This is a genomic window from Rahnella sp. ATs2 (assembly GCF_051851855.1).
GTDB lineage: Bacteria > Pseudomonadota > Gammaproteobacteria > Enterobacterales > Enterobacteriaceae > Rahnella > Rahnella variigena.
In genome coordinates, this window is record NZ_JBLYPL010000033.1 from 15,896 (window position 1) to 39,839 (window position 23,944).

16 protein-coding genes are annotated in these 23,944 nt (G+C 53.2%); 11 read left to right on the plus strand and 5 right to left on the minus strand.

The window, feature by feature from the left end:
- Window positions 1-77: 77 nt before the first annotated feature.
- Both ACJY2G_RS23915 and pdeH read right to left on the minus strand, forming a co-directional pair.
- Window positions 78-2,132 (minus strand): AsmA family protein, encoded by a 2,055-nt coding sequence (locus tag ACJY2G_RS23915; RefSeq protein WP_120163518.1) that lies wholly within the window; start codon window positions 2,130-2,132, stop codon window positions 78-80.
- A 212-nt stretch (window positions 2,133-2,344) separates the two neighbouring features.
- Entirely contained in the window at window positions 2,345-3,121 is a 777-nt protein-coding gene (gene pdeH, locus ACJY2G_RS23920) for a cyclic-guanylate-specific phosphodiesterase (RefSeq protein ID WP_113876905.1), read from the minus strand.
- Window positions 3,122-3,445: 324 nt separating this feature from the next.
- Here pdeH and ACJY2G_RS23925 point away from each other — a divergent pair, with 324 nt between their 5' ends.
- Window positions 3,446-3,649: a 2-hydroxymuconate tautomerase family protein gene (locus ACJY2G_RS23925; protein WP_112288013.1), complete on the plus strand. Its 204-nt coding sequence runs from the start codon at window positions 3,446-3,448 to the stop codon at window positions 3,647-3,649.
- 192 nt (window positions 3,650-3,841) lie between these two features.
- A complete protein-coding gene (locus ACJY2G_RS23930; RefSeq protein ID WP_439292281.1) occupies window positions 3,842-4,780 on the plus strand; it encodes a sugar kinase in 939 nt (312 codons plus the stop codon).
- 186 nt (window positions 4,781-4,966) lie between these two features.
- Here the strand turns inward: ACJY2G_RS23930 and ACJY2G_RS23935 are convergent, their stop codons facing one another.
- The 3 genes from ACJY2G_RS23935 to hmsP form a co-directional block, all read right to left on the minus strand.
- A complete protein-coding gene (locus ACJY2G_RS23935; protein WP_430320919.1) occupies window positions 4,967-6,466 on the minus strand; it encodes a M16 family metallopeptidase in 1,500 nt (499 codons plus the stop codon).
- A gap of 317 nt (window positions 6,467-6,783) precedes the next feature.
- A complete protein-coding gene (locus ACJY2G_RS23940; RefSeq protein WP_112291844.1) occupies window positions 6,784-8,076 on the minus strand; it encodes a dicarboxylate/amino acid:cation symporter in 1,293 nt (430 codons plus the stop codon).
- Window positions 8,077-8,312: 236 nt separating this feature from the next.
- On the minus strand, window positions 8,313-10,295 hold the full coding sequence (gene hmsP / locus ACJY2G_RS23945; protein ID WP_120164046.1) for a biofilm formation regulator HmsP: 1,983 nt from the start codon (window positions 10,293-10,295) through the stop codon (window positions 8,313-8,315).
- Window positions 10,296-10,853: 558 nt separating this feature from the next.
- On the opposite strand from hmsP, the gene ACJY2G_RS23950 reads away from it, so the two are divergent.
- The 9 genes from ACJY2G_RS23950 (at window position 10,854) to ACJY2G_RS23990 (ending at window position 23,917) form a co-directional block, all read left to right on the plus strand.
- Entirely contained in the window at window positions 10,854-11,660 is an 807-nt protein-coding gene (locus ACJY2G_RS23950; protein WP_430320918.1) for a hypothetical protein, read from the plus strand.
- Window positions 11,651-12,454, plus strand: a complete 804-nt coding sequence (gene bcsQ, locus ACJY2G_RS23955) for a cellulose biosynthesis protein BcsQ (RefSeq protein ID WP_112291838.1) — start codon at window positions 11,651-11,653, stop codon at window positions 12,452-12,454. The genes ACJY2G_RS23950 and bcsQ overlap by 10 nt, the downstream gene beginning before the upstream one ends.
- A gap of 29 nt (window positions 12,455-12,483) precedes the next feature.
- Window positions 12,484-14,583 carry a UDP-forming cellulose synthase catalytic subunit gene (gene bcsA, locus ACJY2G_RS23960; RefSeq protein WP_112291837.1) on the plus strand — a complete coding sequence of 700 codons (2,100 nt, stop codon included), beginning with the start codon at window positions 12,484-12,486 and terminating at the stop codon, window positions 14,581-14,583.
- The gene (gene bcsB, locus ACJY2G_RS23965; protein WP_439292282.1) at window positions 14,580-17,090 is read left to right on the plus strand and encodes a cellulose biosynthesis cyclic di-GMP-binding regulatory protein BcsB; all 2,511 of its coding nucleotides are present in this window, start codon (window positions 14,580-14,582) and stop codon (window positions 17,088-17,090) included. The genes bcsA and bcsB overlap by 4 nt, the downstream gene beginning before the upstream one ends.
- A 79-nt stretch (window positions 17,091-17,169) precedes the next feature.
- Window positions 17,170-21,132 carry a cellulose synthase subunit BcsC-related outer membrane protein gene (locus ACJY2G_RS23970; protein WP_439292283.1) on the plus strand — a complete coding sequence of 1,321 codons (3,963 nt, stop codon included), beginning with the start codon at window positions 17,170-17,172 and terminating at the stop codon, window positions 21,130-21,132.
- A gap of 18 nt (window positions 21,133-21,150) precedes the next feature.
- The gene (bcsD, locus tag ACJY2G_RS23975) at window positions 21,151-21,630 is read left to right on the plus strand and encodes a cellulose biosynthesis protein BcsD (RefSeq protein WP_112291831.1); all 480 of its coding nucleotides are present in this window, start codon (window positions 21,151-21,153) and stop codon (window positions 21,628-21,630) included.
- Window positions 21,631-21,639: 9 nt separating this feature from the next.
- Entirely contained in the window at window positions 21,640-22,653 is a 1,014-nt protein-coding gene (locus tag ACJY2G_RS23980) for a glycosyl hydrolase family 8 (protein WP_439292284.1), read from the plus strand.
- Between the two features lie 191 nt (window positions 22,654-22,844).
- Window positions 22,845-23,312 carry a mobile mystery protein A gene (locus ACJY2G_RS23985; RefSeq protein WP_112291829.1) on the plus strand — a complete coding sequence of 156 codons (468 nt, stop codon included), beginning with the start codon at window positions 22,845-22,847 and terminating at the stop codon, window positions 23,310-23,312.
- The gene (locus tag ACJY2G_RS23990) at window positions 23,309-23,917 is read left to right on the plus strand and encodes a mobile mystery protein B (RefSeq protein WP_439292285.1); all 609 of its coding nucleotides are present in this window, start codon (window positions 23,309-23,311) and stop codon (window positions 23,915-23,917) included. Before ACJY2G_RS23985 ends, ACJY2G_RS23990 begins: the two co-directional genes overlap by 4 nt.
- Window positions 23,918-23,944: the final 27 nt, after the last annotated feature.

Genomic DNA, 23,944 nt, shown 5'->3' on the forward strand with positions numbered 1-23,944 from the left:
TTCTTCCATAAGTTGACAACCTGGCAACAGCGTAACACTCCGCCGCCAGGTTGCCAATATGGCAACTTGATTAACGATTACTTCTCTTTCATCTGCTGCAATATCGGGCCGCACTGATTTTCTTCATTATCGCTTGGAGAAATCAGGGCGAGTAATGCCGCGGCGGGAGCCACCACTGCACCGAGCGCGACGGCGGCGGCACCACGGGCAATCAGCGGACCCGGTTTCACGCCGGCATCCGGATTTTTGTAAGTACCGCGAACGTACAACGGTGAACGTAAGGTCAGGATACGCACGCCCTTACTTTCAGGGTTGATCGACAAGTCCAGACGCTCGGTCGCCATATTGGTGTTACCGGTGATGTTGATGACCGCGTTCTCGGTATCAAACACAAACAGCCGTGGCGTTACCAGCCCGCTCTTCACGTTGACGTTGGCGGCCGCACAGTTGATGGCCACTTCATCATCGCCAAACAGTTTGCTGACCACGTAGTTACCGACATTTAGCCCAGCCAGTTCCATCAGACCACGGCTGATCACGCCGTCGTTGATGAGGATTTTCATGTCGCCGTTGCTGGTGCCCAGAAGCGCCGCAACCGAATTGCCGGTACCGGTCAGCGTGGCGTCACCGTTCAGGTCGCCCAGGCTGCGCTCCATCGACTGCACGCTTGGCAGCAGCTGTTTCAGTTTCAGCTTACGCGCATGAATGTCCGCACGTGCCTGCATTGGCGATTTATCCCCTTCCAGACGGATAGTGGAATTCAGGTTCCCGCCCGCGACGCCGAAGCGCAGCGGATCCAGCAAGATTTCACCGTCCGTCAGTTTCAGATGTGTGCTCAAATCACTCAGCGGCAGAGATTTGCCGTGCTCGATGCGTTTGGCGCTGAACTTCACATCAGCATCCATTACGCGCCAGCTCTTGGTATCAAATTTCTCCACCGGCAGCACTTTATCGGCAGGCTGGCGGGTAGTTTCCCCACGTTTGGCCTTATCTTTGTTGGAATCCGCACCAATCAGTGGCGCGAGATCGGCAAAGCGCAGTTGTTTAGACACCACATCGCCGGTCAGTTTTGGCCGTGGTTTGCTGGCCTGATAGGTCAGGGAACCGTGAATGTCGCTGTCGCCAATTTCACCATTAAAGTTCTGATAACGGTAAATCGCGCCGTTTTTTCCATGCAACGTCGCCGATAAATGCCCGTCAGTGGAATAAGGTGGCGTTTGCGGCAACAACACGCCGGTCAGACCGTACAAATCAGACAGCGTCTGGCCGGAGAATTTCAGGCGTAAATCCAGACCGCCGAGGTTCATCGCATCCTGCAAGGTCCCGGCCACCGCTACCCGCGTGTTGCCTGAACGTACATCGGCCTGTAACGGGAACAGCGCATCGGGGTCTTTCAGCGCCAGCATGCCGCCGATTTTACCGCTACCAGAGAGCGATTCGCCGTTGTATTTACCGTCAACTTTCCAGCCGAAAACGTACGGCGGAGTTTTAGATTTCGACGCGTCTTTTTTATCGCCGACCACTTCGGTAAACGGCAGCGGTTTGCCCAGCGGATCAATAATGGCGCGGAAATCGGCTTTCATTTTCGCGTCTTTATAATCGATTTGCCCGCGGTCAAACACGATGTCATTGAGGGTAAATGACCAGGCGGAAGGCGGCTGAGCCGGGTCTTTGGTGTCGCTGTTGGCAAGATTAAACGTCCAGTTATTTTTGCCATTATCGAGACGTACCAGCGACGCATCCGGCTGTTTCAGCCAGATGCGCGGAATAAGGACTTCTTTATGCAGCAGCGCGAGTGGCGCAATACTGGCGTCCACGCGGGCGAGTTTCACCATCTGCGCGTCTTTTTCGCCAGTTTGCACATCAGAAGGGTTACCGAGCACGATATCTTCAGCATGAATGTGCGGCCACGGCACCCAAGCACGCCAGCCCGCCTCATCTTTCTGCCGCGACCAGTCCACCCCTAAATTGCCGCGAATGGCAAAAGTACGGTTCAGTTCAGCGCTGACCTTTTGATTAATGGTAGGTTTGAGGCGGTTCCAGTCGAAGGTCGCGATGAAAATCACGACAGCGATCAACAGAATCACAATGATGCCCACAACCCAGGAGATCACTTTACCTGTGCGCGTCATAAAGCTGTTCCTTTCAGACAGTTAACGAATCCCAGTGTTTAACCATAGTTGAATTTGTCGCAATTTGCCGGAACCGGCGTGTGAAAAAGAAGAAAAACGAGGCAGGAGATGTAACTTTAAAAGCATTTAAATCAACAGAATAACAATGAATCACACCACCTCTACGCACCGGGCAATTTGAGACTTCGCCTCAGCGGGTAAGGTGTGATCCATTATCCTTTGAAATGTATTGGCAGGTTATCAAGATTGTCGAACGTCGCAGGACGCGCCAGATAATAGCCCTGAGCGGCGAGCGCATCCGAATTACACACCATCGCCCATTCCGAGGCTGTTTCGACCCCTTCAATGATCACGCCTTTGCTGTAGCGGTTCATCAGCGTCACCAGCGTATAAAAAAGGCGCGAGCCTTCTTCGCTCTGTCCCAAAAGAATAAACAAATCGCGGGCGATTTTGATGTATTCGTAATGCCAGGTGGTGAAAGAAGAAAAGTTTGCGATCCCCTGACCAAAATCGTCGAGCCATAAACGGTCAGATTGCTCGATTTGCGACAACGGAATACTCAGTGCATGTTCAGCGCTTTCGACCAGTTCAAAACGTACGTAAGGCATCGCGCTGATTTGCGCGCGCAGCGCGGTGTCAGATTGCAGCATTTCCAGCACCTGACCATCGACGTTGATAGAAGCCAGTAATTCATGGTCGATGAACAGACTTTGCCAGCGCTGTAACAGGTCGAGCTGCTCCTGCACGATTTGCAGACGTTTGCCCACGGCTATCGCAACAAAATATTCTTCAGGTGAAATGAATTTGTGCGGATCCGCCGGGTGGAAAACCCCGGTCAGTAATTCAATCCCCAACAGCTTTCCTGTCGTGCGATAAATAGGCTGAAAACGGTACACTCTCTGACACTGACGCCAGTAAGACTGTGCTTTTACGCGTTCAATTGCGGTAAAAGAAGGCGTAATCAGCCCTAACATCATCTTAGTTATCATATTTTTCTGCCGTCATGAATAAGAATCAGATCATCAGGGGACATGCGGCAACATGTGTTGCGTGACGACAATGGCGTCCATGTGAACAGACCGGACTTCAGCGAAGCACGTCGTTTCATGGCGGCAAAGTAGCCCGGTTTCCTGGCTTTCATTAGTAGAGTTATCTATCGGCGTAGCGCGGGGAAACTTTAATCACTCCGCATTTCTCTGCATGATTTGCGCATAAAAAACCCGAAAACCGGGCTGGAAGTTCCTTTCAGCAGGCTCTACATTGGGATGGATGAAACATTTCACTAACGTCTTATTCACAATCCGGAGAGAGCAATGCCTTACGTCAATATCAAAATCACCCGTGAGGGCGCGACGGCAGAACAGAAGAAAGCCCTGATTGCCGGTGTGACGCAGTTGCTGGTGGATACGCTGGGTAAAAACCCGGCCAGCACTTTCGTCATTATTGATGAGGTCGACACAGATAACTGGGGTCTGGGTGGCCGTCCGGTGACTGAATTGCGCAAGGAAAGTCAGTAACGCCCGCAGGTGGAAGTGCCGCTGCTTCCACTTTTTCTCAGATTTTCCTGCGTTTTTTTACCTCCTGCAGAAAAAAATAAAACCTCGTTTTAATTTATTTGACTGACCGCATTCTTATGAAGAGACTAGAGCGCAATAATGACGATCTTTTCTTTCCTTTCGTTTTAATGCTTCAGACATAGGCCAGGTACAATGACCCGCAAAAACATTGCCGTAATCGGCGAATGCATGATCGAATTATCTCAGAAAGGCGATGCCCTCCACCGCGGTTTTGGTGGCGACACGCTGAATACGTCTGTTTATATTTCCCGTCAGGTTTCCCCTGATGCGCTGAACGTGCATTACGTGACCGCGCTCGGCACCGACAGTTTCAGCAATGAGATGTTGCAGGCGTGGCAGCTGGAAGGCGTGAACACAGATCTGACTCAGCGTCTGGAAAACAAACTGCCTGGCTTGTATGTGATTGAAACCGACGACACCGGCGAGCGCACGTTCTATTACTGGCGCAATGATGCCGCCGCGCGCTACTGGCTCGACAGCCCGCAATCCGAAGAGATTTGTCAGAAGCTGGCAGAATTCGATTACCTGTACCTGAGCGGCATCAGTCTGGCGATCCTTAACGATGAAAGCCGTGACCGTCTGATGACCCTGCTGAAAGCCTGCCGTTCACGCGGTGGCAAAGTCATTTTCGACAACAACTATCGTCCGCGCCTGTGGGCCAGCAAAGAACAGACGCAGGCCGCGTATAACGCAATGCTTTCCTGCACGGATATCGCTTTCCTGACGCTCGACGATGAAGACATGTTGTGGGGTCAGAAGCCGTATGATGAAGTGATCGCACGCACTCACGCGCTGGGTGTCAGCGAAGTGGTGGTAAAACGCGGAGCCGACAGCTGCATCGTGTCCAGCGCCGAAGGCGAGCAGCACGATGTGCCTGCAGTGAAATTGCCGAAAGAGAAAGTGATCGATACGACCGCCGCAGGGGATTCCTTCAGCGCCGGGTATTTAGCAGTGAGGCTCACCGGTGGAAGCGCGGTGGAAGCGGCAGTGCGCGGGCATGAGACAGCGAGCACCGTGATTCAGCATCGCGGGGCGATCATCCCGATGGAGTTTATGCCGGGGCGGGTATAACGGTTTTCTTTACTCCGGGCGGGCCGAATTGGGCTTTGGTTTTTACTCCTCCCCCTGCGAAGGGGGAGGCTGGGAGGGGGTTTTAATGACTAACTCTTTGCTAAAGCACACTTAAATTTTTTGATGTAGACCTTAATACCCCACCCCAACCCTCCCCTTCGCAGGGGAGGGAGCCGATCGAGATCTTTAATGCGTCGCCGCCGATGCCGCCGGCACATCACCCGCTGCCGGAGCGCTCTCCACCGGTGCCATCACTTTGTCATACACCGCCCGCAGTTCAGCTGCATTCAGTTCAGACTCGCCTTTCGGTTGTGCTATCAGCATGGCGGGTTCGCGGGAAAGCTGCTGTTTCAGCTCCTGATTCAGCACCGGCAACGTCAGCGTGGTAAGGAACTGCTGACGCAATTGCTGGTACTGTTCCGGTGCGATATCCACGACGCCGTTCTGCTGCGAACGCAAACGCTGGCTCATCAGCACATCGGTGTCGGTACGGGCGTAGGTGGCGAAAAGCTTGCTCAGCTGATCGTTCTTTTGCGCAATCAGCGCATCAAATTCAGACTGCGAAATGCCTTTATCACGCACCACCAGCAACTCCTCGGACAAACGCTTAAACAGCTCGGCAAGCTTCGCCTGTGGGGCGTCGATACGGATAGCACATTGGGCGCGCTGATACTGCACGTTGCAGTCAAAGCCCAGGGACGGGCCCGGTGTGGTGGCATCTTTCTTATTTTCGAAAGCAGTTTTCAGGGCTTCCTGCAAATGCCAGAACAGCGCCTCACGGGCTAAATCACTGCGCCAGTACGCGGAAAGCGCCTGTGAATCCTGAATCGGCTGCCAGGCGTTATCCCACATTAATGAGAGACGATCCTGAGTCAGATTTTCATCCATCACGCTCATCGATTTGGTCGTGACTTCAGAGAGTGTCGGCAAGGTTTGTGGTGTCTGACGGCTGCCTTTCAGAACAGAGAAAGTCCGGTTGATTTGTTCGCTAAGACCACGACTATCCACATTCCCAACCACAAACAACGTCATCGCATCAGGGGTATACCACTGATGATAAAATCGGGTTAAGGCTTCGATATTGATGGGTTTTGTCGGCAACTGATCAGGACTGTGCCCGACCAGGGTCGAACCGGCCATACGCGCGCGCCACCAGGCGTCCTGCGTATTTTGTGGTAAAGAGCCCACCGGATCCTGAGATTCCTGACGCGCGGCACTCACCAGCTCAGGCGTCACAGAGATTTTACCGGCGGTATTCGCCAGCCAGTTCAGCGCATCCTTCATCAGATCAGGACGGTTATTTGGCAGACTCAGATTATACACAGTGAAGTCATAAGAACTGACAGCCGGCGGCAGCGGGCGCTGCGGATTGATACCTTGCTGCCATAAAGACTGTAACTGAGACGTGCTGAATCCTTCGCTGTGCATCAGTGCCAGACGCGGAAGGAAATGGGCATAGCCCGATTGCTGGGCAGATTCTGCCAGCGAGCCGGTGCGAACCACCAGGCGTAATTCGATACGATCACTCGGGCGTTGCGGCGTCGTCAGCAACTGCCAGGTAAATCCATTGTCCAGCTTCCCCTGCTGCCAGGCAGGATCAGGTTGTAATGCTTCAGCTTGCACATGACTTGCGGCTGCTGCCAGCAACAATCCACCAATGAGTAAACGGATTTTGGTGCCCTGCATGTGAACCCCTACGTAATGACAATCTAATTTTAAATTTGCTGTCCTGCCGGTGTCAGTTGACTCGCCCACAGGAACTGAATGCGTAAGTTTAAGGACGAAAAATACAGTCCTTCGTTAGACCGCGCTTTTCCTGCAAAGTCGCGCAGCCGCCAAAAATATTCTGGGAATAATAGCCGGAGGTGGCGTTCTGGAGACATATTATGAAGATAATCCACCGGTTACATCAAGCAACCGGTGGATATTAGGGGAATTTGAGGCTAAATAAATACGTTTTTATAAACGTTTAACACTATTTTCTTCCATCATCAGGCCATCATTCAAAAACCTGAAGCAGACTTCTCAGCCTCTGTCAGACCTTTCTGGCCATTCAATGTCGCTTTCAATTGCCCTTCATCGAGCTGATCACACCATTTTGCCACCACGATAGTCGCTACGCCGTTACCCACCAGATTGGTGAGCGCACGCGCTTCAGACATAAAGCGGTCAATGCCCAGAATCAGCGCCAGCCCTGCCACCGGTAAGTGCCCTACCGCCGACAATGTTGCCGCCAGTACGATGAAGCCACTGCCGGTCACGCCCGCCGCGCCTTTTGAAGACAACAGCAGTACCACAATCAGGGTGATCTGATGCCAGATATCCATATGGGTATTGGTGGCCTGAGCGATAAAGACCGCCGCCATGGTCAGATAAATCGAGGTGCCGTCCAGATTGAAGGAATAACCCGTCGGGATAACCAGGCCGACCACGGATTTTTTACAGCCCAGACGCTCCATTTTATCCAGCATACGCGGAAGTGCGGATTCAGAAGACGAGGTGCCGAGAACGATCAGCAATTCTTCTTTAATGTAATTCACAAATTTGAAGATGCTGAAACCGGTGAAGCGTGCGATAAGCCCGAGCACCACCACCACGAACAGAATACAGGTCAGGTAGAAGCACAGGATCAGCTGACCGAGCTGGACCAGAGAACCGACACCGTATTTACCGATAGTGAACGCCATCGCCCCGAAAGCACCCAAAGGTGCCAGGCGCATGATCATGTTGATGATGCCGAAAATGACCCCTGAGAAGCTTTCAATCACATTGAAAATCAGCTGACCTTTGTGACCCATGCGATGCAGCGCAAATCCAAACAGCACCGCAAACAGCAGCACCTGCAGAATGTTACCGCTGGCGAACGCACCAATCACGCTTGATGGGATCACATCGAGCAGGAAAGGAATGATGCCCTGACTTTGTGCCTGCTCGGCGTAAACCGCGACGGCTTTGGCGTCCAGCGCTGCCGGATCGACGTTCATCCCGGCACCCGGTTGCACGATGTTGACGATCACCAGCCCGATAATCAGTGCCAGAGTACTCACAATTTCAAAATAGAGCAGCGCGATGGCGCCGGTGCGCCCCACCGCTTTCATGCTTTCCATGCCTGCGATGCCGGTGACGACGGTACAGAAGATAACAGGCGCAATGATCATCTTGATTAACTTAACAAAACCATCACCTAACGGTTTCATTTGCGCGCCGATGTCCGGATAGAAATGCCCCAGCAGCACGCCCACAGTAATTGCTAAAAGAACCTGAAAATACAGACTCTTGAAGAGTGATTTTTTCATGAATACCCATCCTGAAGTGAGTGCATCGCCCTTGGTTTTTTAAGGTCAAAGATAATGAGGCGAGTGCATTGAAGTAACATCAACACAACATGATGGAAATATTTCGTTTCTCTGCGCAATGACGACTCATGAAAAACCAGAGCGGAAACCATTCAGCTCAGATTTAAGTAAGTAAAGAAATCAAAGAGAGTCAGAAAAAGTGCCGGCAGGAAGGGGTTTCCTGCCCTCCAGAGCGTTCAGGAAGGCTGGCAGAATTTGCGTTCAAATTCTTTTTTGGAAAGCGGCGGGGAGAATAAATACCCCTGTCCGAGGTGAATATTTTCGTTCAGCAGCCACAAACGCTGCTCCTCGGTTTCAACCCCTTCGGCGACCAGCTGGATATTCATTGCACGTCCAATGGACGCCACAATGTTCACCATCACTTCGTCCTCAGGCAACACGCTGACAAAGCTGCGGTCGATTTTGATGACATCAATCGGCAGCGAACGCAGGCGGTTGAGATATTCAAGACCTGAATAGCCCAGGCCAAAATCATCCAGTTCAATCGATACGCCTGCTGCGCGTAATTCACTCAGCAGCACCAGTGCGCGATCTAAATCTTCAATCCGCGCCGTTTCCGTAATTTCCAGAACCAGTTGCCCCGGATTGATTTTGTAACGGCTCAGGAGGCTGCGCAGTTCCGGCAGGAAATTACGCTGCTGCACCTGCACGCCGGAAAGGTTGACCGACAAGGGCAATGTAATGCCGCGCTGCTGCCAGTCCGCCAGGATCTGGCAACCGAGTTCGAGAATCTTGTAACCCAGCAGGCTCATCACACCAATTTCTTCGGCCAGCACGATGAAATCACTTTCCAGCCCGTAACTGCCGTCGGGCATTTTACGCCGCAGCAAGGCTTCCGCGCCGACCACTGCGCCGGTTTTCATATTCATCTGCGGCTGGATAAACAGCGTGAAATCGCTTTGCTCCATGGCGTGCAGAATATCGTTTTCCTGCAATAAGCGTTTCTGAATCTTTTCGGTCAGCTCAGGCTCGAAGAACAGGATCTGATTCTTACCCTGCTGATAAGCGGACAATCTGGCGGCACGCGCGTTAGACATCATCTGCTGCGCCGTCACCGGGAATTCGCCTGTGTGCTGGACGATACCGATACTGCCCGTCGGATGCAGCGACATATTGCCGGCATCACTTTCCTGTGGCGCATTGATGCGCTCCATGATTTGTCGTGCCAGACGCATCGCCATAAAGGGACGCGCAATGTCTCCCGCCAGCAGGGCAAATTCGTTGTAACTCAGACGCGCCATCAGACAGTTTTCCGGCAGCACATCCATAATGGAAGATATCAGCGGGCAATCGACATGGCCGTCATCACGCAGGCTTTCGATGCCGATCAGCAGCAGGTGGAAACCTTTCTCAGGCTCCGCCGAACTGAGCCGCTGTTGCAGGCGCTGAATGAATTGTTCTTCATTATTCAGGCTGCTTCCGGAACACAGCGACACGTCATCACTCTTTTGCGGTAACTTTTCCCGTTGTTGCTGATTGCGGTTGTAGCTGCGCACCAGCATGCCGATTTCGTCGTCTTCATGGCGCTGCGGCAGCGTCAGCTGGTGAGAAGGCACTTCGCTTTCCGGCAGGGATTCCAGCTCGCGGGCAATCGTACGCAGCGGTTTAACGATCAGGCGGTTGACAATCCAGCTCACGGAAATTGTCAGGATCAGCGCCAGCAGCAGATAAGTGGTCAGCATGGTCGACAGCGCGCTGATAATGAACTGATACATACGGTAGGAATCAGCCTGGAGCACCAGAAATGCCAGCGGCTTGGGCGATTTTGGGCTGGCAGCAGCAGAATAGAGAGGAACTGAAATGGTCACCGGTAAATTAAAACCGCGGGTAACCCATTGCGGCACCGGGCGGCCAGGTGGGAAATGCGTATGCAGCGCCGCGATTTGGTTCGGCATCACCACATCGGCACGGCTCAGAATGCCCACCGGTTGCAGCGTGTTAAGGATATCCTGCGTTTCTGACAGATCGACATCCAGTACGGCCTGCGACAGGGGCTCACGGACAGAATGTGCAATATTTTCAAGTTGCTGGGCGTAATCATCCCTCCGCTGCTGTACAAAGTGAAACAGCTGGATGACGATAAAGATACAGATAGTGAACGCAGCGATGCCTGAAACCGCTGCCATCTGTTTGATCGTTAATGAACGCCTGACCCGCAACTTTATTCTCCATTAACCGCAGACACGTTTTGACCCGCTCACCTTAACAGGAACGGTACTTCTGCGCAGTATACCTTATAACGCGTTTTTACGAGGTCTGAGTCAATATTTTGGCTATAAAAAACAACATGTTTGCCAAAAAATTTCTAAACTAATTATCCGTTAAGATAATTAACTTACGAAAAACATACATTACGAAGCATAACCGGATATCACCACAGCCAGAACATACCAGGTTCAGCACCACTGATGAAGTTTATGCGCTATACATCACAATAAAGACAAGCTTTTCAACTAACTTAAGACAAACAAGCAGTAAAATAACACCAAAAACCTTTTCGAGACAGCCAGTTATGTCACCCTCGTTTTTATGCGGGAAATTCCTATTTTTTGTAAAAACTGCTCTATGCTGTAAAAGAACTGATATATTAAGACGAGTCTCATTCCCACTAAAAACTTTAAAAAAATTAAACTTTTCACACTCTTTGTTAACGGCCATTCACGGTCGTTTTGACGTCCAGAAAACACCGATATATATAATCCTACCGGGCGGGATTTATGAATAAATATGACGATATTAAACGTTTTATGGATAAGACGAAGTTGGAAAAGCTTGATTATAAAGAGCTTAATGAAAAATCAACGGGTGAATCCATTACCGGTTCAATGAATCAGTGGACGTTAATTAAACAAGTTTCCGCCAGTGAAGATCCTGCCGGTCCTCTCGATAATGGCCGTTCGACGCAACCCACCCCTCAGTCTATTTCTGCGGATGAATTTTCCCTATCTGCTGCCCGGCCTGTGAATGAACACCAGGATAACCGCCAGATAACGCAACCCTCCGTGGCACACGCGCCAATGTCTTCTGAAGTGGCTCCTCCGGCTGCCGGATTTGGCTTGATGGATGCGCTGCGTGAAACGCTGCCTCCTGCTGCTGCAACACCTGCGCAAGCAGCGGTTCAGCCCGCACAGCATCAGCCTGTTCATCCGGCACCAACATTGCACGCACAGTCTGTTATTCCTGACAGCGGGTCGGGTTTACTCGATTCACTGCGTAAAGCCATGCCTGAAGCGCCAAAACAACCCGCACCGAATCCGGTTCAACCCGCGCAGGGGCTTCAGCCAGTACAACAACCCGCCGCGACGGTGTATCACCAGCCGCCGGTACAACCTTCAGCGCCCGCTTACAGCCCTGCGCCTGTGCGCAGCACAGCGCCAGTGGTCTCCGCGTCCCCGGCGTCAGCTGATGCTAACCAGCGCTTTAAACAGATGTTTAAACAGCGGGCTCCGCAACCTGCCAGCGCTTATTTACATCGCGACACCCCGCTTCAACCCTTGTTAGAGATGATTGCCTCATGCCGTTAGTTTGCGTTTGTTCACCGAAAGGTGGGGTAGGAAAAACCACGGTGGCCTCCAACCTGGCCTATTCGCTCGCCCGCAGTGGCAGCAAAGTGCTGGTTATTGATTTTGATGTGCAGAACGCCCTTCGCCTTCATTTCGGTGTGCCTATTTCCGATACCCGCGGCTTTGTGGCAGGTTCGGGTAACGAATCCGACTGGAGCCAGTTTATTCTCAAGGCGGGTTCAAATACGTTTGTATTACCTTATGGCGAAGTCAACGAAGACCAGCGTCTTGAATTTGAGCACCAGCTGGCCACCGATCCGCATTTTTTACAGCGCGGATTAAATACCGTCCTGAATTATCCGGGTTTAATTATTATTGCTGATTTCCCTCCGGGTCCAAGTCCGGCATTAAAAGCGGTTCAGGCTATTGCGGATTTACATATTGTGGTCATGCTTGCCGATACCGCGTCATTATCTTTATTGCCGTTAATGGAAAAGAATAAATTAATTGGCACCCCGCTTAATAATAAGAAGGGTGAATATTACGTCGTCAATCAAAGTGACACCCGTCGTACATTAAGTCGCGATGTCACACAATTTTTCGAACAGCGTTTAAATGAAAGATTATTGGGCACAATCCACAGGGATGAATGCGTGCCAGAGGCGAATGCCTCGCAGCGCTCTATTATTGATTTTAGTCCGGTATCCGCTTCGGCATTTGATATTGAACTGATCAGCAAAAAAGTCGCCGCCATCTTAGGGATTAAAGTCGGTGATGGTGAATTACACGCCGCGCCTAAATCTGGCAGTTATTAACTATCACCGATAACAGCGACCCCAAAGCGATGAATAAATTCCTGTTTTCCCTGCTTGTTCTTCTGCTGCTGCCGGTGGCAGCAGTCATCATCATCACGCCGATGGACAGCCAGAAGCAGTACATTTTTGGCCTGATCAGCATCGGGCTATTATTCCTGCTCGGCATCAGTAAAAGCCGCCGCATTAGTGTGGTCATGGTGATCATGTCTATCATCATGTCGACGCGTTATATTTACTGGCGCGCCACAGAAACACTGCATTTTAATTCCACAATTGAAGCTATTTTAGGGATCGGTTTATTCCTTGCAGAACTGTATGTCTGGCTGATTTTATTGCTGGGTTATCTGCAAACCACCTGGCCATTAAAACGCACCATCGAACCTTTGCCGGATGACATCAGTTTATGGCCAACCGTCGACGTGTATATTCCTTCGTATAACGAAAGTCTCGACGTGGTTCGCGATACCGTTCTGGCGGCGCAGTGCATCGATTATCCGAAAGATAAAATCAAAATTTACGTGCTGGATGACGGTAAGCGCGACGAATTTGCGGTGTTCTCAGCGGACGCCGGCGTGGGATATATCACCCGTAATGATAACTCCCACGCCAAAGCCGGTAACCTTAACCATGCGATGAAACTCACTAAGGGTGAGTTGATTTGCGTGTTCGACTGCGACCACGTGGCGACCCGCGCCTTTTTACAGGCCACCGTCGGCAGCTTCCTGAAAGATCCGCGTCTGGCGCTGATCCAGACGCCTCACTATTTCTATTCGCCCGACCCGTTCGAACGAAATCTTTCTGCTGGCCGCACCATGCCCAACGAAGGTGCGCTGTTCTACGGTCCGGTTCAGCAGGGTAATGACAACTGGAATGCGACGTTCTTCTGCGGCTCCTGTGCGGTTATCCGCCGCGTGGCGCTGGAAGAAGTCGGCGGCTTTGCCGTTGAAACCGTCACCGAAGATGCCCACTCCGCGCTGAAAATGCAGCGGCGTGGCTGGAATACCGCGTTTCTGGATATCCCGCTGGCCGCCGGTCTGGCGACAGAGCGTCTCGGCCTGCACGTTATTCAGCGTACACGCTGGGCGCGCGGCATGACGCAGATTTTCCGCGTCGATAATCCGCTGCTTGGCCGTGGTCTGAAATGGCAGCAACGTCTGTGCTACCTGAACGCCATGCTGCACTTCCAGTTTGGCCTGCCGCGCGTTGTCTTCCTGACCGCTCCGCTGGCGTTCCTGCTGTTTAATCTGAACATCATTTCCTCGTCCGCCAGTCTGATTTTCGCATACGCGCTGCCGCACCTGGTGATGTCGCTGTACATCAACTCCCGCATGAATGGCCGTTTCCGTTACACCTTCTGGGGTGAAATTTATGAAACCGTCATGGCGTTCCACCTGATCCTGCCAACGATTGTGACCCTGCTCGCGCCAAAACGCGGCAAGTTCAACGTGACGGACAAAGGCGGTTTGCTCGACGTCGGCTTCTTTGACTTCAACATTGTGAAGCCGCATCTGATTGTCGCGATCCTGATGTTTATCGGTATCGGTTACGGAATAGTGCGCGCCATCTTCCACGATTACTTTGCCATTGATCCCAGCGTTATCGCGCTCAATGTGGCGTGGGGCAGCTTCAGCGTGCTGATCCTGCTGGCGGCAATTGCAGTGGCGAAAGAGACCCGTCAGGTGCGTAAAACCATCCGTGTTGATGTGGCGATCCCGGCGATTATTCATTACGCCAACGGGATTTCACTGCGCACCACCACGATCGATATGTCGATGGGTGGCGTGCAACTGGTGACGCCGGATGTGCGTTATCTCGAAGAAGAAATTGAAGAAGTGGAAATCCAGCTTTCATCCGGCGCCGAGAGCTTCCCGGTCAGCCAGGTCAGCGGCAACAAAGAGCGCATTCGTCTGCAATTTGAAAACCTGCCGCTCTCAAAACGCCGTGAACTGGTACGCGTGGTGTTATGCCGAGCGGACGCCTGGATTGGGGAAGAATACCCGCAGGATAACCCGTTCAAATCACTGCTCAGCATCATCCGTTGCGTGTTCGAATTGTTCTACAACACGTGGAAAGAACGCCGTGCTAAAGATAAACCCGCTGACGCCGCCAGCAAGAGTGAAGCAGCATGAACCGACTACCTGAACCGACCGTAAAGCGCCGTTTCTCTGCTGTGCCGGGGGCGTCCCTGCTCAGAAAAATCACCACCGGCCTGATGCTGACGTTCAGCAGCCTGCCGTTCACGCAGGCGGAAGAAACGCCAGCTCCGGCAGTGGATCCTGCCACCAGTTTGCCCGCTGCGCCATCGTGGCTGCCGCCGGTCACACCGATGCCGGAAGACAACACAACGCCCGCCAGCAATGCGGCACCTGCAGATTCTGCTCCGGCTGCTGACGCCCCGCAGGCCGATACCACGCCGGTGAATAACAGCAGCTCACTGTCTGCGCCTGTGGCTCCGGTTACCGATCCGGCCGCCGCGCCGGCACCGGTGATCCCGCTGGTTCAGCCGGTCACCAGTAATATTACCGTGGCGGAAATGGGACAGCCAAACGGGCTGACGCTCAGCGGCGGCCAGTTACAGTCGGGCATTCTCTTCACCCTGCCAGCGGACGAAGTGGTGACCAACGCGCATCTTTCGCTGGCGCTGAAAATTTCTCCGGCGCTGATTGCCCGCGATACCACGCTCGAGCTGATGCTCAACGGTCAGCCGCTGGGTAATCTGCCGCTGAACCAGAGCAGTAACGGCGGCGATGTTTACGATCTGGATATCCCGTCTGCGATGGTGGTGTCCAGCAATAACCTGAGCTTCCGCGTGCATGACAGCAACACCATGACCTGCGAGAAAGATCAGTCGGATAAATACTGGGTCACGATTTTGCCAACCACCAGCATTGGTCTGGAAGGTCAGCAGCTCAATATCGGCCGCAATCTGGGTAACTTCCCGCGTCCGTTCTTTGATGGCCTGCAAATGCAGGAGTCCAAAATCACCATGGGCTTCACGTCGTCAATGAAACCTGGAGATGTCAGCGCAGCGGCGATGGTCTCTTCTTATCTCGGCATGTTGTCCGATTATCGCAGCGTCGATTTCCCGGTCATCCTGAACGATTTGCCGGATCAGAACGGCATTCTGTTCGGCAAGCCTGGGGATAAAATCGGTTCGCTGACCTTGCCGGCGAGCAACGGCGCATCAATTCAGATCATCGATAACCCGATTAATCCGGTTTACAAACTGCTGCTGGTTCTGGGCAATGACGACAACGAACTGCGTCAGGCCGCGTATCGCCTGATCAGCGGCGGTATGCCGAATAGCGTCGATCATCTGGATGTCGCGCAGCAAACCATTCCTGCCAGCAAACCGTATGACGCGCCGCGCTGGATTGATACGTCACGGCCGGTCACGCTGGGTGAACTGGCGGGTAAAGATCAGGATTCACTGATTTCCAACGGAATTTATCACGACGGTATTCAGGTGGCATTCCGCGCTGCGCCGGACTTGTTCATGTGGGATGGTCACAATATTCCGGTGCGCATTGATTACCGCTTCCCGACCGAAAACTGGATTGATGAAGACAGCTCGAGGCTGAATGTCTCCATCAACAGCAATTATCTGCGCAGCCTGACGGTGAACAAGGTCGGTCTGATCGAGAACCTCTGGCGTCGTCTGGGCGGTGACAGCCGTCAGGAACGCTACACCATTCAGCTCGCGCCGTACCTGATTTACGGCGATAACCAGCTGCAATTTTATTTCGACATTAAGCCGAAAAAAGATGCGCCGTGCAGCATTCTGACCAGCGATAACATCAAGAGCCGTATCGACCCGAAATCCTTCATCGATCTGAGCGGAAGCTATCACTTCGCCCAGTTGCCGAACCTGTCGTATTTCGTCGGTGCGTCTTATCCGTATTCCAAACTGGCTGATTTCTCCGACACACTGATGCTGTTGCCGCAAACGCCGACGGCGGATGAAATCCATACCCTGCTGAATCTCGCCTCACGCGCCGGTAAAGCCACCGGTGTACCGGTGAATCACGTTCAGGTGGCCTTTGGTCTGAAGGGCGACGAGCAAAATAACACGCTGTTTGATCGCGATATTCTGGCCGTCACTACGCTTGGCGATACGCCGTTCAATCAGCAGTTGCTGGCTGACTCGCCGTTTAGCATCAATGCCGGTGCGATGGGCGTAAAAACGCCCACCGAAGTCCAGCGTCTCGTGGCCTGGCTGACCGGTGACTGGTACCGCCAGCCGGTGGATGCCGACCGGTATCTGTCCTCGACCGGCGCATGGCGCGGCTTCGTCAGTTACCGCTCGCGCTGGTCTAACGATCACGTGGTGGTGGTCGCTACCGGTACAGACGATCAGCAGTTACTGAAAATCCATAACGACTTGAAATCGCCAAAAATTAACGCCAACGTGCGCGGTGATCTGGCGATCATTACCGATGAAAATGGCATCCGCAGTTTCTCCGTTGGCCAGCAATTCCCGACCGGACAAATGCCGTGGTACATGATGGTGCTCTGGTACGCCAGCACACATATCGTGATCCTGTCGCTGATCGCTACCCTGGTTTCGCTGGTGATTGGCCTGAGCCTGTTCGTGGTCCTGCGTCGTCATGCGGCTAAACGTCTGGGTCAGAAATGAAAAGCATCGGCTGTATAACAAAAACAATCAAAGTCGCCTGTGTTTCAGGCGACCCTCTGGCGATTACCGGAGCTGGAAAATGAAAAAACATAAACTGTCCCTGGCGGTGATCAGGGCTATTTATCTGGTAGGGATCGCCGGAGTCGCGAGTTTTAGCGCCGCTACATTTGCAGCGGACACCACCAATCCGGCCATGAAAGCCCTGTTTGATCAGGCCGCTTACTGGCACGAGCGCGCGCACGATGATCTGGCTAAAGACGCCTTGCAGAAAGTGCTGCTGGTGGAGCCGGACAATGCGCAGGCGATGTATCTGATGTCGCTGTATTCCATGCAAAGTGGCGATAAAACGTCGGCTAATCAGTGGCGTGAAAAACTGTCAGCCGTCTCGCCAGACGATCCACGTCTGGCGTCGCTGAACAGCGCCAAAGCGATGCAGTCGATTCCCCCCGCTCAGCTGGCTTCTGCCCGGCAGATGGCAGCACAAGGGAACGTCAGCGGCGCATTATCGGCGTACCGCACCATTTTTAACGGTAACCAGCCGCTCGACAGTCTGGCGACCGAATATTATCTGACCATGGCAGGCGATAAATCGCTCCAGCCGCAGGCCATTGCCGGATTACAACAGCGCATCGCCTCCCGTCCGGACGATACGCAGGCACGTCTCGGTCTGGGCAAAGTGCTGACTTATCAGGAATCCACCCGTCGCGACGGCATTAAACTGCTGAGCACCATGGCCGGTTCCAGCACCGAAGCGGATCGCTCATTACGTCAGGCGCTGCTGTGGATGGCACCGCAGGAAGGTGACCGTGATTTGTATCAGGGTTATCAGGCGCGTCATCCAAATGACACCGGCGTGATGGCCTATTTCCAGAAAAACATTGGCGGCGCAGCGAAAGGTCAGGGCTTTACTGCGCTGAACAGCGGCGACGTCACCAGCGCTAAATCCAAATTCGAAAGCGTACTGGCCGATAACCCGAACGACGCCGATGCACTGGCCGGTCTGGGGTATATCGCCCAGCGCAGCGGCAATTTTGAAGAAGCGTCGCAATATCTGAGCAAAGCCGCCGCGCAGGGCGGTCCGAACAGCGCGCAACTGAGCAATCAGGCGCAGGATTCGGCGTTTTATGCGCAATTAGCTAAAGCCAAAGACGCTGCGGGTTCCGGCAGTTACGACGCTGCGCTGGCGGCGGTCACTCCGCTGACGCAGGTGGGTGGCGAGAAAGGCCAGTCTGCCAGTTTGTTACGTGCGGATATTCTGCGCCGCAAAGGGGATCTTCCCGGCGCTGAGCAGCAATACAGCGCGCTGGGCGATAACGCCGATGCCCGCGCCGGATTGTATTATGTGCTGCGTCAGCAAAACAAAACCGCCGAAGCTAATCAGGTTCTGAAAACTCTGCCAACCGGACTACAGGCCAAGATGAACCCGCCGGCCGTGGCGGATGTCATCGAGCCAATGCGTCGTCAGGCCGCGCAGGCGGTGGCGAATAACGATCCGCAGCGCGCACTGAATATTCTGCAGCAGGCGCAGGAACGTCAGCCGTCGAACGTGTGGGTAAAACTGGATATGGCACGCATCCTGCAATCGCAAGGCCAGACCGCGCAGGCGCAGGCCATTATGGCGCCGTCTTCACGTCCGGGCGCGTCTTCCGCTGATTTGTACGCCGCGGCACTTTTTGCTTCCGAAACCAAAAACTGGTCCACCGCCAACGCCCTGCTCTCGCGCATTCCGCGCAGCAGTCAGAATCAGGGTATGCGTGAGCTGGCGCAGCGCGCCAACTACAATGCGCAGATGGCGGATGCCGAAAATTATCTGCAACAGGGCAATACTGCGGCAGCCTCGAATACGCTGCGCGCACTGGCACAAAATCCACCGAGCGCACCGGCGGATGTCGGTTCGCTGGCGAAAAATCTGGCGGCAGCGGGACAGCTTCCGCTGGCGGTGCAGCTGGTGCGCCAGAATATGCGTCAGGGTGTTAAGGGTAATGCCGGTGATTATGCCGATCAGGTGACCGTGCTCAATCAGGCCGGTCTGAGCAATGAGGCGCAAGCCTTCCTGCAAAATCCGCAGATTCAGTCCGGCACGTCACCGACCGCGCTGGCAAATCTGCGTAACGGCTTTGTCATCAATCAGGCTGACCAGCTGCGCGAGCAAGGTCAGTATGCTGCGGCTTACGACAAACTGGTCGTCGCGCTGCAGGCCGATCCGCAAAACCGCGACCTGATGCTGGCGATGGCACGTCTGTATCAGTCAGGCAAACTCAATAAACAGGCGGGTCAGGTTTATAACTATCTGATGAGCAACGACACGCCGACGCAGGATGCCCGCGTGGGTGCGATTAACGTGGCGCTGGGCGAAGGCGATAACCAGCGGGCGAAAACCCTGACGGAAGGCCTGACCGGGCCGCGTACGCCAGATCGTCTGCTGTTAGAAGCACGGGTTGCCGAAGCACAGGGCGATCATCAGCAGGCCCTGGCGTTACTGCGTTCCGCCAAAGGCAAGATGATCGGACTGGAAGGTGCAGACAGTCCGGCACAGGTCGCCGGATTGCAGATCAGCGACAACCCGTTCATCAACCGCTCAACGCGCACGTCGGCCTCACGTCCGGCAACGCAATCCTCTTACGGCACCGTGTTGCCGTGGCAGGTGTCTGATCAGGTTTCCACGCCGGGCAATATTCCGGCAGCCACCGCACAACCGACGGCAGTGGCGCAACGTAATGCAACCGAAAAACAGATCGACGACATGCTCGACGATTTGCAGGGCAAAACCGCGACCTGGGCGCAGGGCGACATGTCGATTCGTGGTCGTGACGGCGAAAGCGGTCTCAGCCAGCTGACCGAAGCCAAAGCGCCGATGACCTTTGCCTTCGTGCCGTTTGATACGTCACGTCTGAGTATCGGCGTCACACCGGTTTCTCTCAGCGCAGGCAGCCCTTCCGGCACCGGCAATGCACGTTTCGGTCAGGGCGCACTGGCAGCAGCGCAGTCGGCGCAGAAAGATGTGGCCGCCGCAGCCGCCGCGGCCGGTCTGGATATCGCCAACTACAGCACCTTTGCCAAATTGCAGGCGGCCGCTGCGGCGAACTCCAGCACCAACTGTACTTCCGCCAATGCCACGTCCGATCAGTGCGTCGCGTACAACACCATTACCGGTACGGATCCGACGACGTATGCCGCGCCATCCGCCGGAAATCAGAGTGCAACCGGCGTGGAAGTGAACGCCGCACTGACCGGTGACAGCTACAAAGCCGATATCGGCAGCACGCCGCTCGGGCAGGATCTGAACTCGCTGGTCGGTGGTGTGCAATGGGCACCGAAACTGACCGACTTCACCACCCTGCGCGTGACCGCTGAACGTCGTGCCGTCACCGACAGTATTCTGTCTTACGTCGGGACCAAAGATAATTACAGCGGCAAGGAATGGGGTCAGGTCACCAAAAACGGCGGCAGCATTAATCTGTCCTACGACGATGGCGACGCCGGTTTCTATGCCGAAGGCGGTTACTACAGTTATCTGGGTAATAACGTGAAGAGCAACACATCGGTGAACGCCAATGCCGGTCTGTATGTCCGCCCTTACCGTTATGACGATCGCGAGCTGAAAACCGGTATCAACGTCGGTTACATGAACTTCGACAAAAACCTCAGCTACTACTCTTATGGTCAGGGTGGTTACTTCAGCCCGCAAAACTATGTCAGCGTCTCCTTCCCGGTGGAATACACCCAGAAGTATGACGACTGGGATCTGAAACTGTCCGGTGCTGTGGGTTATCAGTCTTACTCTCAGGATAAGAGCGCTTACTTCCCGAATAATCCGGAACTGCAGAAACAGCTGGAAGATCTGGTGGCAGAAGGTTACGGCACCGAAGCCTATTACGGCGGTAAAACGCAGAACGGCATCGGCTGGAATGCGGGCGTGGGCGGCAATTATCATCTGAACAAAAGCATGCAGATTGGCGGACAGGTTGGCTACGATACTTTCGGTGACTACAACGAAAGCACAGCGCAGGTCTACTTCCGTTACCTGATGGGTCAAAATTAATCGCGGTGAAATAAAACCATGCAAGAAAATAACTATACTCAGGTCGCGCAGGAATATTACCGCCAGCGCCATACCACACCGGGCTGGCAAAGCCTGGTGCAGGTGCTATTTTCAGGTATTCTGGCCTCCGCCGATGATGAGGATGGCCGTCGTTTTCTTACACTGATGGGCAATAATCTGGCGCGTCAGCATCCGCTTCCCGCCTCTGCGACACTGGGCGAGCTGGAAGACAATATCAATCACATTCTCAGCCGGTTCGACTGGGGTGTGGTGAAACTGGAAGCCACTCAGCAACAGCTGGCGCTGGTCCACATTGCCTGGCCGGTTTCACCGCAGGGTCAGGATGACGAGCTTTGGCGCATCGCGCTGATCTCGCTGTTTGAAGGTCTTTATGCGGAGTGGTTGTTGTCACAGGGCGGACAGCCTTATGTTCCGCTGCGCTGGCAGGAAAGCACACCGGAAGGCGCATTCGTTTTCCGTTATCAAAATGGTTTGTAAGGGATCCCTATGTTGTTATTTCGACGCTACAGTCTGGTGCTGTGGTTCGGCGTTATTTTCGCGTTTTTCAGCTCTGCCGTAATGGCTCAGGACTCTGGCTGGTCAGCGTATAAAAGCCGCTTTCTGATGCCGGACGGGCGCATCATCGATACCGCCAATAAAAACGTCAGTCACACCGAAGGCCAGGGATTCAGCATGTTGCTGGCGGTCTTCAATGACGATCAGGCGACGTTCGATAAACTCTGGCAGTGGGCGAACACCACGCTCTACCGCAAAGATATCGGCCTGTACTCATGGCGCTACGATCCTAACAGCACCCCGCATGTGGCGGATACTAACAACGCCTCTGATGGCGATACGCTGATGGCCTGGGCGCTGCTGCTGGCGGGCGATAAGTGGAACGACAGCCGTTACACCAAAGCCTCGGAGAAATTGCAGACGGCGCTGATCAAATACAATGTGATTGATTATGCCGGGTACAAAGTGATGCTGCCGGGCGTGAAAGGTTTCAATCAGACCAGCAACGTGACCGTCAATCCGTCCTATTTCATCTTCCCGGCCTGGCAGGCGTTTTACGCTCACAGCCATTTGAAAGTCTGGAAAGATCTGGATGAAAGCAGCACAGCGATGCTGAGTAAAATGGCGTTTGGTGAATTCCGTCTGCCGACCGACTGGGTGGATATGCAGGCCGATGGCACCCTGAAACCGGCCAGCCGCTGGCCGACGCGTTTCAGTTACGATGCGGTACGCATCCCGCTGTATCTCGGCTGGGCACATCCGGGCAGCCCGCAGATGGCACCGTTCATTCTGTGGTGGCAGAAATCCCCACGCGACACGACACCGGCCTGGATTGACGTGATGACCGGCACCAAAGCGGGCTACAACATGTCGCCGGGCCTGTTAGCCATTCGCGATTTCACCATGGCCAACGCCGGCGCCATCAGCCCGAATCTGGCACCGAAAGACGATTACTATTCTTCCACCCTGCAACTGCTGAGCTGGTGGGCGAGTCATAAAGGGTAAGCATACTCTGGAATAAAAAGGCCAGTCAGGGGAATGCTGACTGGCCTTTTTTGTTGTAATCGATTGTATATATACAATCGATTAATTCTAAAATGATTGTATATATACAATTGATTTATCCAAATTTGATTGTATATTCAATATTGAAAATCAATAAATCTATTGTAAATATGCAATTAAAAGGTTTCTCTATGTGGGATAAAGAATTAAAAATCAAACAGGTAGACAACCTTCTCAATGAAATGAAACCTCGACGCAAAGCCAAGCGTCCAAAAAAAGGATGGATACAACTTCTCAGAAGCGCGCTGGGCATGAGCACCCGCTCGCTTGCCGAACGATGTGGTTTAAGTCAGTCGCGCATTTCGCTGATAGAAAAAGGTGAAATTGAGGGGTCGCTAACGCTGAATACACTGGAAAAAATCGCTGAGGGCCTGGATTGTGAGCTTGTATACTTTTTGCAGCCAAAGCAAGGGCGAACGTTGCAAGAACTAAGAGAGCAGCAGGCCGAGAAAAAAGCGAGATTCCTTAATCAGTACACTGAAATTCATATGTCGCTGGAACAGCAACCCACATCATCAGCTTTCCAAAAATCGACACAAGACAAGCTTAAAAGCGACCTATTACAAAAATGGCCTCGGGATTTCTGGGATGAAAAATGAGCGAAACCATCAATAATGGCCTTCCTGAAGGGGCAACGGAACTTAGCCCTGACGATCTGGCCGGTTTAATTCCCGACTACATCTTTACCCGGGAAGACCTGAATCAATTTGAAAAAACGAACATACAGCAGGCATTAGCGCATCTCAGCCGTCAGAAGCTGAGTTACATAGAGATCTTAACTGTCGATTTCTGTCTTCGATTACACCGCAACATGTTCAATAAAACGTGGGAATGGGCGGGTCAACTCAGACGCAGAGAAGTAAACATCGGGAATACGCCACCTTATATGATCTCAATGCGTGTCAGAGATACTCTCGATAATGCAGTTTTCTGGATTGAAAACGAAACTTACCCACCCGATGAAATCTGCCTGAGACTTCACAGAGACATTGTATGGATCCACCCTTTTCCCAATGGGAATGGAAGGCATTCCCGGATATTTTGCGATGTGCTTCGTCGCGCGCTTGGAAGGGGGCTCTTTCCCTGGGGGATATCAGCAGGCGAACTCGTTTCACCAGATGCAGATCGCGCTGAATACATTCTCGCTTTGAGAGAAGCCGACAATGGCGATTATAGACGCCTTATCAGATTTGCTTCTGACTAAGTATTGCCCACAAAAAAGCCCGCTTTT

Coding starts and splice junctions, on each gene's coding strand:
- bcsB (WP_439292282.1), top strand. CDS start 14,580: ATGAACCGACTACCTGAACCGACCGTAAAGCGCCGTTTCTCTGCTGTG.
- bcsD (WP_112291831.1), top strand. CDS start 21,151: ATGCAAGAAAATAACTATACTCAGGTCGCGCAGGAATATTACCGCCAG.
- ACJY2G_RS23980 (WP_439292284.1), top strand. CDS start 21,640: ATGTTGTTATTTCGACGCTACAGTCTGGTGCTGTGGTTCGGCGTTATT.
- ACJY2G_RS23985 (WP_112291829.1), top strand. CDS start 22,845: ATGTGGGATAAAGAATTAAAAATCAAACAGGTAGACAACCTTCTCAAT.
- pdeH (WP_113876905.1), bottom strand. CDS start 3,121: ATGATAACTAAGATGATGTTAGGGCTGATTACGCCTTCTTTTACCGCA.
- ACJY2G_RS23970 (WP_439292283.1), top strand. CDS start 17,170: ATGAAAAAACATAAACTGTCCCTGGCGGTGATCAGGGCTATTTATCTG.
- ACJY2G_RS23935 (WP_430320919.1), bottom strand. CDS start 6,466: ATGCAGGGCACCAAAATCCGTTTACTCATTGGTGGATTGTTGCTGGCA.
- bcsQ (WP_112291838.1), top strand. CDS start 11,651: ATGCCGTTAGTTTGCGTTTGTTCACCGAAAGGTGGGGTAGGAAAAACC.
- bcsA (WP_112291837.1), top strand. CDS start 12,484: ATGAATAAATTCCTGTTTTCCCTGCTTGTTCTTCTGCTGCTGCCGGTG.
- ACJY2G_RS23950 (WP_430320918.1), top strand. CDS start 10,854: ATGAATAAATATGACGATATTAAACGTTTTATGGATAAGACGAAGTTG.
- ACJY2G_RS23925 (WP_112288013.1), top strand. CDS start 3,446: ATGCCTTACGTCAATATCAAAATCACCCGTGAGGGCGCGACGGCAGAA.
- ACJY2G_RS23990 (WP_439292285.1), top strand. CDS start 23,309: ATGAGCGAAACCATCAATAATGGCCTTCCTGAAGGGGCAACGGAACTT.
- ACJY2G_RS23930 (WP_439292281.1), top strand. CDS start 3,842: ATGACCCGCAAAAACATTGCCGTAATCGGCGAATGCATGATCGAATTA.
- ACJY2G_RS23940 (WP_112291844.1), bottom strand. CDS start 8,076: ATGAAAAAATCACTCTTCAAGAGTCTGTATTTTCAGGTTCTTTTAGCA.
- ACJY2G_RS23915 (WP_120163518.1), bottom strand. CDS start 2,132: ATGACGCGCACAGGTAAAGTGATCTCCTGGGTTGTGGGCATCATTGTG.